Source organism: Amycolatopsis sp. DG1A-15b, assembly GCF_030285645.1.
Classification (GTDB): Bacteria; Actinomycetota; Actinomycetes; order Mycobacteriales; family Pseudonocardiaceae; genus Amycolatopsis.
In genome coordinates, this window is sequence record NZ_CP127296.1 from 9,665,893 (window position 1) to 9,679,750 (window position 13,858).

The 13,858-nt window shown below is 70.1% G+C and carries 16 protein-coding genes; 5 read left to right on the forward strand and 11 right to left on the reverse strand.

The window, feature by feature from the left end; all coding sequences use genetic code 11:
- Positions 1 to 84 precede the first annotated feature (84 nt).
- The 5 genes from QRY02_RS44955 to QRY02_RS44975 all read right to left on the reverse strand — a co-directional run bounded on the left by QRY02_RS44955 (position 85) and on the right by QRY02_RS44975 (position 3,930).
- Entirely contained in the window at positions 85 to 1,512 is a 1,428-nt protein-coding gene (locus QRY02_RS44955; protein ID WP_285988771.1) for a M1 family metallopeptidase, read from the reverse strand.
- Between the two features lie 263 nt (positions 1,513 to 1,775).
- Positions 1,776 to 2,801, reverse strand: coding sequence for an alpha/beta hydrolase family protein (locus QRY02_RS44960; RefSeq protein ID WP_285988772.1), 1,026 nt, complete (start codon positions 2,799 to 2,801; stop codon positions 1,776 to 1,778).
- Positions 2,802 to 2,814: 13 nt separating this feature from the next.
- The gene (locus QRY02_RS44965) at positions 2,815 to 3,165 is read right to left on the reverse strand and encodes a hypothetical protein (RefSeq protein ID WP_285988773.1); all 351 of its coding nucleotides are present in this window, start codon (positions 3,163 to 3,165) and stop codon (positions 2,815 to 2,817) included.
- A 13-nt stretch (positions 3,166 to 3,178) separates the two neighbouring features.
- Positions 3,179 to 3,679, reverse strand: a complete 501-nt coding sequence (locus QRY02_RS44970) for a TetR/AcrR family transcriptional regulator (RefSeq protein ID WP_285988774.1) — start codon at positions 3,677 to 3,679, stop codon at positions 3,179 to 3,181.
- Between the two features lie 32 nt (positions 3,680 to 3,711).
- On the reverse strand, positions 3,712 to 3,930 hold the full coding sequence (locus QRY02_RS44975; protein ID WP_285988775.1) for a hypothetical protein: 219 nt from the start codon (positions 3,928 to 3,930) through the stop codon (positions 3,712 to 3,714).
- A gap of 216 nt (positions 3,931 to 4,146) precedes the next feature.
- Here QRY02_RS44975 and QRY02_RS44980 point away from each other — a divergent pair, with 216 nt between their 5' ends.
- The 3 genes from QRY02_RS44980 to QRY02_RS44990 all read left to right on the forward strand — a co-directional run bounded on the left by QRY02_RS44980 (position 4,147) and on the right by QRY02_RS44990 (position 7,330).
- Entirely contained in the window at positions 4,147 to 5,346 is a 1,200-nt protein-coding gene (locus QRY02_RS44980; protein ID WP_285988776.1) for a pentapeptide repeat-containing protein, read from the forward strand.
- Positions 5,347 to 5,941: 595 nt separating this feature from the next.
- Positions 5,942 to 6,631 carry a M15 family metallopeptidase gene (locus QRY02_RS44985; RefSeq protein ID WP_285988777.1) on the forward strand — a complete coding sequence of 230 codons (690 nt, stop codon included), beginning with the start codon at positions 5,942 to 5,944 and terminating at the stop codon, positions 6,629 to 6,631.
- 135 nt (positions 6,632 to 6,766) lie between these two features.
- The gene (locus QRY02_RS44990) at positions 6,767 to 7,330 is read left to right on the forward strand and encodes a dihydrofolate reductase family protein (RefSeq protein WP_285988778.1); all 564 of its coding nucleotides are present in this window, start codon (positions 6,767 to 6,769) and stop codon (positions 7,328 to 7,330) included.
- 23 nt (positions 7,331 to 7,353) lie between these two features.
- On the opposite strand, the gene QRY02_RS44995 is transcribed toward QRY02_RS44990, so the two are convergent.
- Both QRY02_RS44995 and QRY02_RS45000 read right to left on the reverse strand, forming a co-directional pair.
- Positions 7,354 to 8,361 carry an RNA polymerase subunit sigma-70 gene (locus tag QRY02_RS44995; protein ID WP_285988779.1) on the reverse strand — a complete coding sequence of 336 codons (1,008 nt, stop codon included), beginning with the start codon at positions 8,359 to 8,361 and terminating at the stop codon, positions 7,354 to 7,356.
- Positions 8,362 to 8,462: 101 nt separating this feature from the next.
- A complete protein-coding gene (locus QRY02_RS45000; protein WP_285988780.1) occupies positions 8,463 to 9,587 on the reverse strand; it encodes an FAD-dependent oxidoreductase in 1,125 nt (374 codons plus the stop codon).
- Between the two features lie 85 nt (positions 9,588 to 9,672).
- Here QRY02_RS45000 and QRY02_RS45005 point away from each other — a divergent pair, with 85 nt between their 5' ends.
- Positions 9,673 to 10,215: a TetR/AcrR family transcriptional regulator C-terminal domain-containing protein gene (locus QRY02_RS45005; RefSeq protein WP_285988781.1), complete on the forward strand. Its 543-nt coding sequence runs from the start codon at positions 9,673 to 9,675 to the stop codon at positions 10,213 to 10,215.
- Between the two features lie 226 nt (positions 10,216 to 10,441).
- Here the strand turns inward: QRY02_RS45005 and QRY02_RS45010 are convergent, their stop codons facing one another.
- Positions 10,442 to 11,284: a TIGR03620 family F420-dependent LLM class oxidoreductase gene (locus QRY02_RS45010; protein ID WP_285988782.1), complete on the reverse strand. Its 843-nt coding sequence runs from the start codon at positions 11,282 to 11,284 to the stop codon at positions 10,442 to 10,444.
- 98 nt (positions 11,285 to 11,382) lie between these two features.
- Between QRY02_RS45010 and QRY02_RS45015 the strand changes: the two genes are divergently transcribed.
- The gene (locus QRY02_RS45015) at positions 11,383 to 12,285 is read left to right on the forward strand and encodes a LysR family transcriptional regulator (protein ID WP_285988783.1); all 903 of its coding nucleotides are present in this window, start codon (positions 11,383 to 11,385) and stop codon (positions 12,283 to 12,285) included.
- Between the two features lie 42 nt (positions 12,286 to 12,327).
- Here QRY02_RS45015 and QRY02_RS45020 read toward each other — a convergent pair whose 3' ends face one another.
- The 3 genes from QRY02_RS45020 to QRY02_RS45030 all read right to left on the reverse strand — a co-directional run bounded on the left by QRY02_RS45020 (position 12,328) and on the right by QRY02_RS45030 (position 13,840).
- Positions 12,328 to 12,717: a MerR family transcriptional regulator gene (locus QRY02_RS45020; RefSeq protein WP_285988784.1), complete on the reverse strand. Its 390-nt coding sequence runs from the start codon at positions 12,715 to 12,717 to the stop codon at positions 12,328 to 12,330.
- 10 nt (positions 12,718 to 12,727) lie between these two features.
- A complete protein-coding gene (locus QRY02_RS45025) occupies positions 12,728 to 13,501 on the reverse strand; it encodes a TetR/AcrR family transcriptional regulator (protein ID WP_285988785.1) in 774 nt (257 codons plus the stop codon).
- Between the two features lie 108 nt (positions 13,502 to 13,609).
- Positions 13,610 to 13,840 (reverse strand): tautomerase family protein, encoded by a 231-nt coding sequence (locus tag QRY02_RS45030; RefSeq protein WP_285988786.1) that lies wholly within the window; start codon positions 13,838 to 13,840, stop codon positions 13,610 to 13,612.
- Positions 13,841 to 13,858: the final 18 nt, after the last annotated feature.

The window sequence follows — 13,858 nt, forward strand, 5'->3', positions numbered from 1 at the left end:
GGCACCTGGGCCGTGGTCGCGGCGCCGGCGACCACCGTGCGGGCGCATGCCGGTCGCTCAGGAGGCGCCCGCCGGCGGTGCGGATCAGAGAGCCGGCTTGCCCGGCTGGTAGAGCCAGGTCCGGAAGAACGAGCCGAGGTTGCGGTGGGTCAGCCGCTCGACGAACTGGATGAACTGCCGCGTCGAGACATTGCCGTACCGGTGAGCCGTCGGCCACTGCGTGAGCACTTCGAAGAAGGCGCGGTCGCCGATCTTCATGCGCAGCGCCTGCAGTGCCATCGCGCCGCGGTTGTAGACCAGGTCGTCGAAGATGTGATCACGTCCGGGGTCGGCGACTTCGCCGCTCCAGTCCTTCTCGTCGGCGTAGGCCTTCGCGAAGGTCTGCTGCACGGGGACGTTGTTGAACTTCTCCTGGTAGAGCCACTCCGAGTAGGTCGCGAAGCCTTCGTTGAGCCAGATGTCCGACCAGCGCACCGGAGTGAGGCTGTCGCCGAACCACTGGTGGCCGAGCTCGTGGGCGAGCAGGTCGCCGTCGACGTCGCTGGTGCTCTGGTCGTACACCGGCCGGCTCTGGGTCTCGAGGGCGTAGTCGACGCCGATGTCGGCGATGATGCCGCCGGCCGAGTCGAACGGATACCGCCCGTACATCGAGGATTCCCACTGGATGATCTGCGCCGTGGTCTGGTTGAACACCTGGCCCTGACCGGGCTTGGTGTCGATCGACTTGCCGATCGCGGTGATGTTCGGCAGGCCGCCGGCCGTCACACCGCGGGTGACGTCGTAGTCGCCGATCGCGAGCATGCTCAGCTCGCTGGCCATCGGCCGGTTCATGGACCAGCGGAAGGTGGCCTGGTGATCGCGGGTGGTGGTGGGCCCGGGTTCGCCGTTGGCCAGCACGGTGAGCCCGGTCGGCACGGTGATGGTCTGGGTGTAGGTGGCCTTGTCGGTGGGGGTGTCGTTCACCGGGTAGTAGGTCGCCGCACCGATCGGCTGGTTGAGCGCGACCGCGCCGTCCTTGGTGGTGACCCAGCCGGAGAGGCCCAGCGCCGGGTCGTCGATCTTCTGCGGGACGCCGGCGTAGGTCACCGAGACGACGAACGCGCTGCCCGTCCGCAGGCCGCGCGGCGGGGTGATCACCAGCTCCTGGGCGCCGCTGCGGGTGAAGGTGGCGTTCAGGCCGTTCACCGAGAGCTTGCTGATCGTCAGCGGTCCCTGGAAGTCCAGGTCGAAGCGGGACAGATCCTGGGTGGCCGTGGCGAAGATCGTCGTGGTCGCGTTGATGGCTTCGGTCCCGGGGTCGAACGCCAGCCGGATGTCGTAGTGGCTGACGTCGTAGCCGCCGTTGCCCATGTCGGGGAAATACGGATCCCCGGCGCCCGGCGCACCGGGGGAGTACCGCGGGGCTTGTGGCGGCGCCGCGTCCGCTACCGGGCCGGTCGCGGCCAGCAGGCCGGCGGACAGCGCGCAGGAGAGGATCAACAAGTGGACACGGCTACGGTTGGTGCCTCGCATGGGTCCTCCTCGGCCATCATTGACGCTGAAGAGTAGGACCGATGTGACACGCGGATCAAGCCTGTCGCGGACACCGCTCGCGGAGTTCGGTGGGTCGCACGCAACGGATACCGCACCGAGCGGCCGGGCACGCACCTCCTCGAGCTTCCCGGCAGCCGCCGCCGAGTACTCACCACCCGGCTGCTGAAGCGAACCGGACCCACCCATCACGGCACCTGTCCATTGTAGACGCGACGGCCGCTGGGAAGTCGTCGGAAGAGGTCTCAGCGCCCCGCGAACCGGTGCAGGGCGTCGAGCACCGCCGGTGCGGGGGTGTTCGGGTGGTCGGCGTCGTGCAGCAAATGGTCCACTCCGGGCAGTGGCACCCGGCCCGGTCCGCCGGTGTGCGCGCGGCGTAGAGCGGCGGTCAGGGCATCCGTTGTGGCGCAAGGAACCTGGGCGTCATTCGTGCCGCAAGTCAGCAGCACCCTGGTTCCCGGCCGCAGGGCCGCCGCGGTGTCCGGCGAGTAGACGGCGTCGTCGCTGTCCACGAAGCGGCCGTTCGGCCCTTGGAAGGCCTCGAAGAGCTGGGCGACGGCGGGCGGCAGGCCGGTGGGGTCGACCGGCCGGTGTTCGCGCAGGGCGGTGACGGCGGCGTCGACCGCCGCGTCGACAGCGCGTTGCTGCTCCGGGGTGAGCCGGCCCTGCCGGGTCGCCTCGGCGATCTGGGCGTGCAGTTGCAGCGCGACGAGGTCCAGCAGGCGGATCGCCTGCGGTTGCAGCAGTGCCAGGCCGGCCGGGCGCGGGTGGACGGTGCCGCCGAGCAGCATCGCGGTCATCGCGCCCTCGCTGTGCCCGACGACCATCAGCGCGCGCGGATCGGTCTCCGGCTGATCGCGCAACAACTCGTAGCCGGCCTTTGCTTGACGGACGAACGCCGGGTAGTCGAGTTCTTCCGGGTCGTCGCGGTAGGCGCCGAGCCCGGTGCGGCCGGTGCCGTACTTGTCGAACCGCAGCGTGGCGACCCGGTCGGCGGCGAGTGCGCCGGCCACTTGCGTCAGGGTGTTCGGGGAGGCGTGCGGTTGGTTGCCGTCGCGGTCGGTGGGGCCGCTGCCGGGGAGCAGCAGTGCGGCGCGCAGCCGCTGCCCGGCACGGTGGGCGGGGACGTGCAGGGTGCCGTACGTCGTCGTCCCGTCGACGGTGAAGACGACCTCGCGGTCGGCGGCGGGCACGAGGCCGGGCGTCGCCTCGGCCGGGGTGGCGGTCACGACGGCCAGCGACATCACGACCGTGGCGAGGTGGGAGAACATCCGCTTGCCTCTTTCAGCGCAGGGCGTTCTCGACGAGCGTGACGGTCTCGCGTGGGTTGTCGACTTGGAGGACCAGGCGGGCGTAGCGCTCGTCGGCGAGTTCGATCACGACGGCCTTCGACGGATCCTTGACGTCCCAGAAGATCTTTTCGCCGTCGAGGTGGAAGGTGCCCGCCGTGATCACGCCGGGCAGGTGGGCACCCGGCGCGCGGATCCCCTTGGGATCGGCGGCGATGCCGGGGTCCGCGGTCGCGCCGCGGACGTTGGCCAGCGGGATGGTCAGGCTGCTTTTGAAGGCCCAGAGCTTGTCGAGACCTTCGATCACGACAACGAGGTCGTTGCCGTCGATGTGGACCAGTGCCATGTCTGTTTCCTTGTCAGTGGGAAGAATCGAAGCGTTGGGTGAGCGCGGCGCCGACACCGTCGGGATTGCCGCGCAGGAGGATGCCCAGTGCGGCAGCCGTGAGGGCGGCGGCCAGGGCGGGGGAGAGGTCGAGCGCGTCGGCGATCGCCTGATCGATGGCGGCCAACGCCGCGGCCACCTCGCCGGCCACCTCCTCGTCGGCCGGCGCCCGTTCGACGGCCGCGAGCAGCAGCAGGCCGAGGTCGGCCGACGTGACGAGCCCCAGCACGGCCGCGGCATCCGCAGCCGCGGCGAGCGCTTCGGCCAAGGGATGGACGTCGTCGGCGAGGTGACGCCGCAGGGCGACCAGGTAGAGACCGCGCTTGCTGCCGAACGTCTTGTACAGGCTGTTGCGGTGCACGCCGAGGTGGGTGACGAGGTCGTCGACGGAAATCCCGTCGTAGGCGCGGCCACCGAACAACTTCACGGCGGCGCGCACCACCTCGTCTTCGTCGAACGCTCTCCGCCTGCCCATGCCGTGACGATAGCCTTTTGAGGAACGATCAGTCAAGAACGATCGTTCCTCAAAATTCGGCCGGTCGCCGACAGTCTCGGACCGCACTCCGTAACGGAAGCCGGCTCGGGTTCCGGGGCCGGCGGTCGGCTCGTCTCGATGCCGAAAGGCGCGAGCAACGCGAACGCGCCGATCGTCGCCGGGAAGGCCTTCGGCAAGCAGTCGACGCGCTGCTGGTCTCCGCGCAGGAGGTCGACCAGGTCGGCAACCACACGTCCTCCGTGAGCGTTTCGATGATGCCGCGCACCGCGAGCTGGGCGAGGCTGTTCCCGCCGATGGAGTCGTCGCAGCCACGAGGTAGGTCGCCACGGTTGCGGCCGAACTCGAAGTCGGCGTCGACGGTGATTGGCTTGAGCGCGTCACAGGTCTTGCCCATGACTTGGCGGCGTCGTGCAACATCGTGGCTGAGTCGGGCGACGTTGAAAGTCATGACCGACGAGAACCCGCCATCAGCCCCGGCCCCCGAGGTTCCTGCTCCACCGGCACTTGCCGCGCGCGTGCGGGCGGCGCGGTTGAGGGAGTTGTCGCCACAGGCAATGTTGGTGATCGCTGTCCTGATCACTGCCCTGACTGCGGGGGCGGTGGTGGTGTTGTGGTGGCTGGCGACCGCCGGCTTGAACGGGGCAGAGTTGGTGACGGCGCGGCTTGATGCGTTGAAGATCGGGCTGAGCGTCGGGGCGGGAAGCGGCGGCGTGGTCGCGCTGTATCTGGCGTGGCGGCGCCAGCGCTCTACCGAGGCTGATCTCGACAACCGGGAACGCGCTCTTTTTCATCAGCAGGAAGTGGCCGCGTCCACGATGGCTCACCAGGACCGGGTCGCTCGCGCCACCGAGCACGACGCGGCGGAGCGTCGGCTGACCGAGCTGTACCTCAAGGCGGTCGAGCAGCTTGGCTCCGTGCAGGCCGCGGTCCGCCACGGCGGCCTCTACGCCCTGGAACGCGTGGCGCAAGACAACCCGTCCCAGCGGCAGACGGTGGTGGACGTGATCTGTGCCTACCTGCGTAATCCGTACACCCCACCCCCGGAGGTCGGGGGACCTCGCCGATCGGGCGTGCGCCGCCCGCTGCTGCGATCGACGCATGTCCGTCCTGCGGCGATGCCCGTGCCCTCCCCCGAGTCGTCCCCTGCGTGGCATAACCGTCTGCAGGAGCGCGAAGTACGCCTGGCCGCCCAGCGCGTCCTTCGCCGCCACCTGCAACCCGGAGACGATCTCCAGCAGCCGCAACGCACTTTTTGGACCGATATCGACCTGGACCTCACCGGTGCGACACTCATCGACTTCACGTTCAGTAACTGCCACGTCGGCACTGCCTCCTTCAACGGGGCGACCTTCGTTGGCAGCGCGGGATTCGGTGAGACGATCTTCGCCGGTGGCGCTTGGTTCGACCGGGCGATCTTCAGCGGTGACGCTTGGTTCGACGGGGTGACCTTCGTCGGCGGTGCCGGGTTCACCAACGGGACCTTCGCTCGCCACGCCAAGTTCACGGGGACGACCTTCGCCAACGACGCCTGGTTCGGCTGGGCGACCTTTACCGAAGCCGACTTCAGCGGGGCAACTTTCACCGGCGGTGCCCTTTTTTATGGAGCGACCGAGCAGGGTTCAGCCTTCGACCCGGTCGAGCGATGAACTTGGCTGCACGGAAGAAGGCCGGCTGCCGAACCGGCTTTTCTCCACGTCCGGCGGTGACAACCCTGTCCCGCCAATACGTCCGGCTGCTCATGGAAGCCTATCGCGACGGATGCCGCTTCGAATGGGAGCGCGATTCACCGAGCAACCGCGCCGCCGTAAGCCAGCCCCTCGGGTAGCGCTTCTGTCATGAGTCGTGTGCAAAGCGTCAGCGGAGTGGGGCTGGGCGATTCCGGGGAGCTGTGCGCCCGGGGACCTGAGCTGAACGCCTTCCGCGCCCGCGTGGCGACGACGCGAGTGGGACGTCAAAAGGTTGCCGCTGCAGGCGTTCCGGGTGGTCGTTTCGGGGTGGGCTGAAACGTCTCGGGAAAGTTGACTTTGCTCGCTCGCCGCTGGCACGTTCGGTGGGGATCGCCCCTGGGGGAGGCGGAAGACCGCATGGCGAAGAGCGACGGCCGCGCCGTCTGCTGAACCAAGGCAGGAACGCCGGTCTCACACGCTGCCGATCGACCAAAACGGTCCACTGTGTACTCACGGCGGCAGTCCGTCGACTGCCGCGATGCACGGGAAATGCTAGAGGAAGTGTGTGTTCGTCATGAATCTGAGAACCAGAGTTCTGGCCGTCATCACGTTCACGTTCGCCGCGGTCCTGGCCGTGGCCGCGCCGGCGCCGGCTGCCACGGCCCAGACCGTGGAAGTTGCTGCTCCGGCCGGGAGTGGGCTCGCGCCCTACATCGCCGTCATCAGGCCCGTCACCGCCGAGCGGCTGGGGAACAGCTGGCACGAGGGGTGCCCGGTCGGTCCTGACCAGCTGCGGCTGATCAACTTGAGCTTCCTCGGCTTCGACGGTGCCGTGCACCGGGGCGAACTGATCGTCAACGCCGACCGGGCCTTCGAGGTCGCCCGCACCTTCGCCGACCTGTACTTCGGGCGGTTCCCCATCGAGCGGATGGAGACCGTGGAGAAGTACAACTCCGACGACGACGCGTCCATGGCGGCGAACAACACCTCGGCGTTCAACTGCCGGGCGATCACTGGTGGCACCGCGTGGTCGAATCACTCCTACGGCCGTGCGATCGACATCAACACAGTGCAGAACCCCTACATCTCCGGCAGCGGCGCGGTCTACCCGCCCAACGGGGCGCCTTACGTCGACCGCACGCAGAACGTGCCCGGCATGATCCACGCCGGTGACGTCACCGAGCGGGCCTTCACCACCCGCGGCTGGACCTGGGGCGGCTCCTGGGACACCCCGATCGACTACCAGCACTTCGAGAAGCCCTGACACGCACGGAAACCGCCCAGGATCACCGCCGGACGGCTCGGCGGCGACCTGGGCGGTTCTCGCTGGGGCCACCGATGAGGTTTGCCCGCCGTGCCCGTCTGTACCTGTGAGATCGACTCACGGAAGGCTGGCCTGATGCGGAAACTGATCTTCGGCATGAACGTGACCCTGGACGGCTACATCGCCGCGACGGGCGATGACATCGGCTGGAGCGAGCCGAGCGACGAGTTGTTCCGGTGGTGGCTCGACCAGGAGCTGGGGATCGGCTTGATGCTGTACGGGCGGAAGCTGTGGGAGGCGATGAGCTCCTACTGGCCGACCGGTGACCGGCAGCCCGGCGCCACCCCGGCGCAGATCGAGTTCGCGCGGAACTGGCGGGACACGCCGAAGGTGGTGTTCTCCTCGACGATCGGCGAGGTCGGGTGGAACACCCGCCTGGTCACCGGCGACGCGGTCGCGGAGATCACCCGGCTCAAGGCCGGGGACGGCGGCCCGATGAGGGTCGCCGGCGCAACGCTCGCCGGGGCGGCCATGCGAGCCGGGCTGGTCGACGAGTACGAGATCGTCACCCACCCGGTCCTGGTGGGCGGCGGCACGCCGTTCTTCACGGCGCTGGACCGCTCGGTGAACCTGAACCTCGTGGAGACGCGGACGTTTCCCGGCGGCGTGGTGCTGACCCGCTACGAGACGAGGCGATGACCCTCGGCGACGGGGTCGTGTGATCACAGCGCCGGGGGCAGGTCCAGCCATGGTTTGCCGGTGGCGTCGAATCCGGTGAGCTCGGCGATCTTCCCGTCGACGATGTGCAGGACCGCGACGGCGAAGAGCCGGTGCTCCGGGGCGCCGGGGGTGCGGAGGTACAGCGCGGCGGCAGGCATGCGGTTGACCGCCGTGCTGATACCGCGCCAGTCGTCGTGGCCGCGCCGGAAGAGCCCACCGGAGACCCAGCCGTCCACCGCGTCCTTGGCCGTCCTGACCGAGGTTCCCCGCTCGGGCAGCATCGCGAAGCGCAGGTCGTCGCGCAGCAGGGACGTCAGCCCGTCGAGGTCGTTGCGCTCGTGGGCGTCGATGTAGGACTTCACGACGTCGCGCTCGTCACCGGACAGCTCGTGGGCGGCGGGGCTCCGCCAGTCGAGGCGGCGGCCGGGCAGCTGCTCGCGCATCGTCACGCGTGCCCGCTGCAGGGCGCTGGTCACCGAGGCGACGGTCAGCTCGAGGGCGTCGGCGGTCTTCGACGCCGGCCAGCCGAGGACGTCGCGCAGGATGAGCACCGCCCGCTGCCGCGGCGGCAGGTGCTGGACGGCGACGATGAACGCCAGCTCGATGGTCTCCCGCGCCACCACCGATTCCTGCGGGTCCTCCGGGAGCATCCGGTCGGGGTAGGGCTGCAGGTACAGCACCTCCGAGTCGGAGTCCGGCAGCTCGGACGGTACGGGTGTGCGGTCGTTGCGCTTGTCCAGGAAGTCGAGGCAGACGTTCGTCGCGATCCGATACAGCCAGGTCCGCAGCGCGGCGTGGCCCTTGAACGTCTCCCGCTTGTTCCACGCTCGCAGGAACGTCTCCTGCGTCATGTCCTGGGCGTCCTCGTAGTTCGCGAGCATCCGGTAGCAGTGCACCTGCAGCGCACGCCGGTGGCGCTCCGTGACGAGCGCGAACCCCGCCGGATCGCCGGAGCCGGCCGCCGCGATGAACGTGGCCTCGTCGGTGCCCAGCGGTCTGGCGTCGGTCATGGTCGGCAATCCTTCCAGCGGTACGAGGGGGCTACCAGAACCGACGGTGTGGCGGAGGATTTCTGATCGGTGCGGCCGCTGGCCCCGGGCCGTTCCGTTGGTCAACGGGGGTGTGAGACGTAGGCGGGCAGCGCTTCCAGACTGTGGCGCACCGCTTCGGCGCCGTACTCGAACATCTGCCGCTCGTACTCGCCGACCGCGTCGAGCAGGTCCTGGGTCCCCTCGGTGACCCGGAGCAGGCATCGGCGCAGCAGGTCGGCATCGCGCAGGGCGGTGTTCGCGCCGTTTCCGCCGGTCGGGGAGGTGGCATGAATGGCGTCTCCGAGCAGGGTGACCGGGCCGCGCGCCCACCGCTCGCGTGGCTCGACCACCCGGATCGACAGCAGGGTGCTGTTGTCCGGGTCGCCCTCCTCGACAAGCGCCCGCAGGTCCGGGTGCCAGCCGTCGATCCTGGACAGAACGGCCTCTTGCGGCGTCTCGGCGCCGAGCGAGCCGTTCGGGGGGAGGATCATGGCCCAGCGCACGTAGTCACCGATATCGGGCAGGGTCACCTCGGGTGCCAGTTCCTCGGCGGCCTGCTTCGGCGGAGTGCGGAACCGCATCGCTCCGAGCAACAGGCTCGGCCCGTCCCCGACGATCTTCGAGCCGAAGGCCCGGGACAGCCCGGCGAAGCGCTCCGTCATCGGTGTCCGGCCGATGACGAACCGGACGCCGGTGTCGGCCGGGACGGTCTGCGGCGAGAGCACCGCGCGGACGGCGGAGCCGACCCCGTCCGCCCCGACCAGCAGGTCGGCGGTGGTCCGGTGGCCGTGCGTGAACCGGGCTTCGACTCGGCCTTCGCCGTGGTCCAGCACGCCGTAGCCGGTCAGCGCGGCATCGGTGTGCACGGTGAGTCCGGTGAGCAGCAGGTGCCGGAGCACGTGGCGGTCGACGACGAGTCCGGACCGCGCGGGCCCGAGTTCACCGATCTTGTTCAGGTGCGGGTCCAGGATCAGCGGCTCGACGACCGCGTCGTCCAGGATCGCGTCGAGCAACGGGTGCCAGCGCCGCGGCAGGCAGCCGCGCAGCGCCTCGTAACCCACCGGGCTCAGCACGAGCCGGTAGCCCTGAAAACGTGCGGTGATCGCCGGGTCCCGCTCGTGGACGCCGACGTCGATGCCGGCGCCGCGGAGTCCTTGAGCCAGGCACAGACCGCCCAGACCGGCTCCGATCACGGAAACCCGCATCACGCACCTCCCGAAGAGCGACTTGAACAGTGCTCAATTTACTTGAGCACTGTTCAAGTGGCAAGGCCGGTGGCATGATCGAGGGATGCCGTTGACTCCGGCGGTGGTGCTGGACGCCGCGATCGCCCACCTGGACGAGGTGGGTCTCGACACGTTCTCCACCCGCAAGCTCGCCGCTCGGCTCGGCGTGCAGGTGGGCGCGCTGTACTGGCACTACCCGAGCAAGCAAGCGCTGCTGGACGCGGTGGCCGAGCGCATCATCGGCGAGGCGTGTGCCGTGCCGGTCCCGGACGAGGACTGGCCGGAGCAGGCCGGCGCGATGATCGGGGCCCTGAGGGCCGCGATGCTCGCGCACACCGACGGTGCCCGGCTCATCGTCGAGATGGGCGAGCCCGGACCCATGGCGCAGGCCTTCATCGAACGGTTGCGCCGGCTGTTCACGGACGTGGGAATGGACGGGCCGACCGCCGAGGCCGCCGCCGACGTGCTCACCAGCTACCTCAACGGCTACACGATCGAAGAGCAGGCCCACAAGCGTGGCCACCAGCGCGCCGAAGCGGACAGCAGGTTCGCCTTCGGCCTGAGCCTGGTGCTCGCCGGGCTGCGCACCATTCCCACGGCTGTCTGAGCACCGGGCCGCGGGCCGCGGGCCGAGCGGTGGCCACCCGGTGGAATGCGGCCGATCCCGGCCCACGATCAAACGCTCCGAGCTGGCCGGCTGGGCCAAGTAAGGCTACGTCTCCCGCCGAACTGGACCGCTACCTCACCGAACGCGGCGTCCGGCTGAACCGGCCCTCCTACCGCAACCGCAAACCCCACCCCGGCGACCACTGACCGAGTTGCGCATTGCTCGGCTAGGCCCGCAGCGTCTCCGGTTCGCGCGTGGCTGCGGCGATCGCGCGCAGGACACCGATCGGGTCCTCGCCCAGCGCGTGCAGGCCGACGTGGTTCGCTCCCGCCGCGATCTGCGCGCGGATGCCTGCCGCGATGGCTGTCGCGTCGCCGTGGAGCACGAGCGCGTCGATCAACCGGTCGCTGAACGGGTCGGTGAGGTCGTGGTCGGTGTAGCCGATGCGCCGGAGGTTGCCGGCGTAGTTGGCGATACCGAGGAGGGGGCGCAGCCCGGCCCGGGCGGTCTCCCGGGCCCGGTCGGCGTCGGTGTCCAGCAGCACGCCGTGGCCGGGCACCACCAGCTTGTCCGGGCCCAGGGCTTCCCGGGCGCGGCGAGTGTGTTCGGGCGTCACCTGGAGCGTGAGTGTGCCCGCGGCGCGCTCGGCCGCCAGCCGGAGCATCTTGGGGCCGAGCGCGGCCAGCAGCACGCGGTCGGCGGGGACGCCGGCCGCGGTCAGGGTCTCCAGGTAGCCGGCGACCTTCGCCACCGGCGAGGTGTACCCGGCGTCGACCTCCCGGTGGCCGGCGCCGATGCCGATGAGCAGCCGGCCGGCGTGCTTGCCCGCGATCCGGTGGTAGGAGTCGGCGACGGTGCCCGCGTCGGCCTGCCACACGTTGAGCACGCTGGTGCCCACCACGATCCGGTTCGTGGCGTCGAGCAGCCGCTCGGCCGGGAGGAGGTCGGCGGCCGGAGACGCCGCCAGCCAGATCGCGCGGTAGCCGGCTTCCTCCAGTGCGGCGGCGTCCGTCGCGGTCGCGTCGGCGGCGGTCAGGTAGGCGCCGAGCGGCCCGGGTTCGATGGTCATGAGCACGACTACAGCAGCGGCCGGCCACGCGAACCAGCGCCAACCGGTACGTGCTGCGATAAGCTGAGCTTATCGTTGGACCAGTCCAGGCAGGAACCATGGAGTTGCGGGCGCTGCGGTATTTCGTCGCCGTCGCCGACGAGCTGCACTTCGGCCGGGCCGCCGAGCGGCTGCACATCGCCCAGCCCGCGGTCAGCCAGCAGATCGCCCGGCTGGAGCGGGAACTCGGGGTCCGGCTGCTCGACCGGTCGCCGCGGCGGGTCCGGCTGACCGCGGCCGGGCAGCGGGTGCTCGACGCGGCACGCAGCACGCTCGCCGCAGCCGGCCAGGTGGCGATCGCGGCGAAGCAGGTCCCGACGATCGTGCGCATCGGCACCGCCGCCGGCCTGACCGCTCGTCTGGAACGGGGGATCGACGCTCTGCGCGAGCGGGCGCCGGAGTTCGACGTGGTGCTGGTCGATCTGCCGGTCGAGGCCCGGCTCAACGCTCTCCGGCAGGGTGACCTCGACCTGGCGCTGACCCGTGGCGTGGGCTCCGTACCCGGGTTGACGGTGTTGCCGGCCTGGACGGAGAACCTGCTGGCGGTGGTGTCCAAGCACCACCCGGCCGCGGACCGGAGTGCCGTCGGCCTGGCCGAGCTGGCCGGCGACACGCTGCGCTTGCCCGCGCGGGAGCACGACCCGCCGTTGCACGACGCCGTGGGCCTGGCGCTGCGCGAAACCGGGCTGTGCCCGCGGGCGGGCAGGCCGACCGGCACGCTCCAGGACACGATCGTCGAAGTCGGCTCGGATTCGCGGAGCTGGACGGTGCTGCCCGCCGACCAGGCCGCCGAGATCCACTCGACCCGCGTTCGGGCGATCCCGCTCGAGCCGGCGATCACGATCACCGGTGGCGTCGTCGTCGCGGAAGATGCGGGCAGCGCGGCCGAGTGTGCGGTAGCGGCCTTTCGCGACGAGGGGATCGGACACCGTCCACAAGAGACGGGCCCTGCTGCCCGCTGACACCGGCGTCAGGAGCAACCGGCCGAGGCGCGGGTCACACCATCAGGCCGACCGGGCCACCGGCTCCGCGGCCAGCTCCGCTCGGTGCCGGGTGTTGGCCTCGAGCACCACGTCGAGCGCGTCCCGGGCCTCGATCAAGCGGGCGATCTCGGCGTCGATCCGGTCGCGTTCGCGCGTCATCGTCGCGAACGCCTCCTCGGCGACTCCCGGGTCGGCAGGGGTTTCCACGCACGGCAGCACCGAGGCGATCACCCGGCTGGACAGGCCCGCGTCGAACAGCTGCCGGATGAGCGACACGCGCTCGACCACGGCTTCGGCGTAGTGACGCTGCCCGGCGCCGGAGCGTGAGCTGGTCAGCAGGCCCTGCTCTTCGTAGTACCGCAAGGAACGCGAACTCACGCCCGTGCGCCTGGACAGCTCGCCGATCCGCATTCCCGGGATTCTACGCCCGCCCCGGCCGTTCGCCCTGCTCCGGCGAAGGAGAGCTCCGGATCCGGTTCAGCCACTTGAGGAGCAGGGCGGTCTCCTCGGGTTCCAGCGGTGACGTGCCCGGCTTCTTGAGTTGCGCCTCCAGCGCGAGCGCCGGAACCGCCATCGCGTTGCCCGGTGCCGGTTCCGCTGTGGTTTCGGGGGTGAGGCACGCGGCGAAGACCGCGTCGCGGACGCGGTGGGAGAGGCCGGGGTCGGCATAGCGCGCGGGCTGGGAAAGCATGTTCAACGCGACGCCGACGTTCGCCGACAGGATCGCTTGCGCCGCTTCGGCCGACGGGATCCGGAGCGCGCCGATCGCCGCGCAGCGGTCGAGCGCCCGGGTCAGCAGCTCGAAGATCCGGCCGGCGGGCGCGGGGACCTCCGCCAGGGCGGGGGAGAACATGAGCCGGTAGAGCGCGCCGTTGGTGAGGGCGAAGTCCATGTGGTCGTCCCAGCCCGCGCGCAGGTCGGCGACCGGGTCGTCGGTGGTCTCGAGCGCCTGTTTCCGCACGACGTAGCGTTCGAACCCGTTCTGCACCAGGGCGTGCAGCAGGCCGTTCTTGTCCTTGAAGATCCGGTACAGCATGGGCTGGGCCACGCCGACCGCGTCGCACACCGCGCGGGTGGAAATGTCGTGGTCGGCGGAGGTGATCAGGAGTTCTTCGGCGGCGGCGAGCATGCGGGTGCGGAGGTCGCCGGCTTTCGCGCTGCGTGTGGTGGCATCGGACACGACCAGCCCACTCACCCTTCCCTGACCTGCCCCGGCCACCGGGACTTCCGGGTCACTGTATACAGCGCGCCGGTGCCGGTCGTGCGCCGTGGAGCGGGCCCGGCTCACCGGCACGGGCCCGGCTCACCGGCCGCTGGTCCCGGCCGGTGTGTCACCGTTGATCATGGCGGCGGTGAGGACGGTGCCGCCGATGCCCCAGCCGCCGTCGACGACTTCGTCGACGAGCACGAGCACGTTCCGGCGGGCGGCTTCGCCGTAGATTTCGGCGTAGAGGTCGGTGGTGCGGTCGATGATCAGCTTCTTCTGCTCCGGCTCGAGCGTGCCGGCCGGGACCTTGAAGTGGGCGAAAGGCATGGGTTTTTCCTCGTTTCT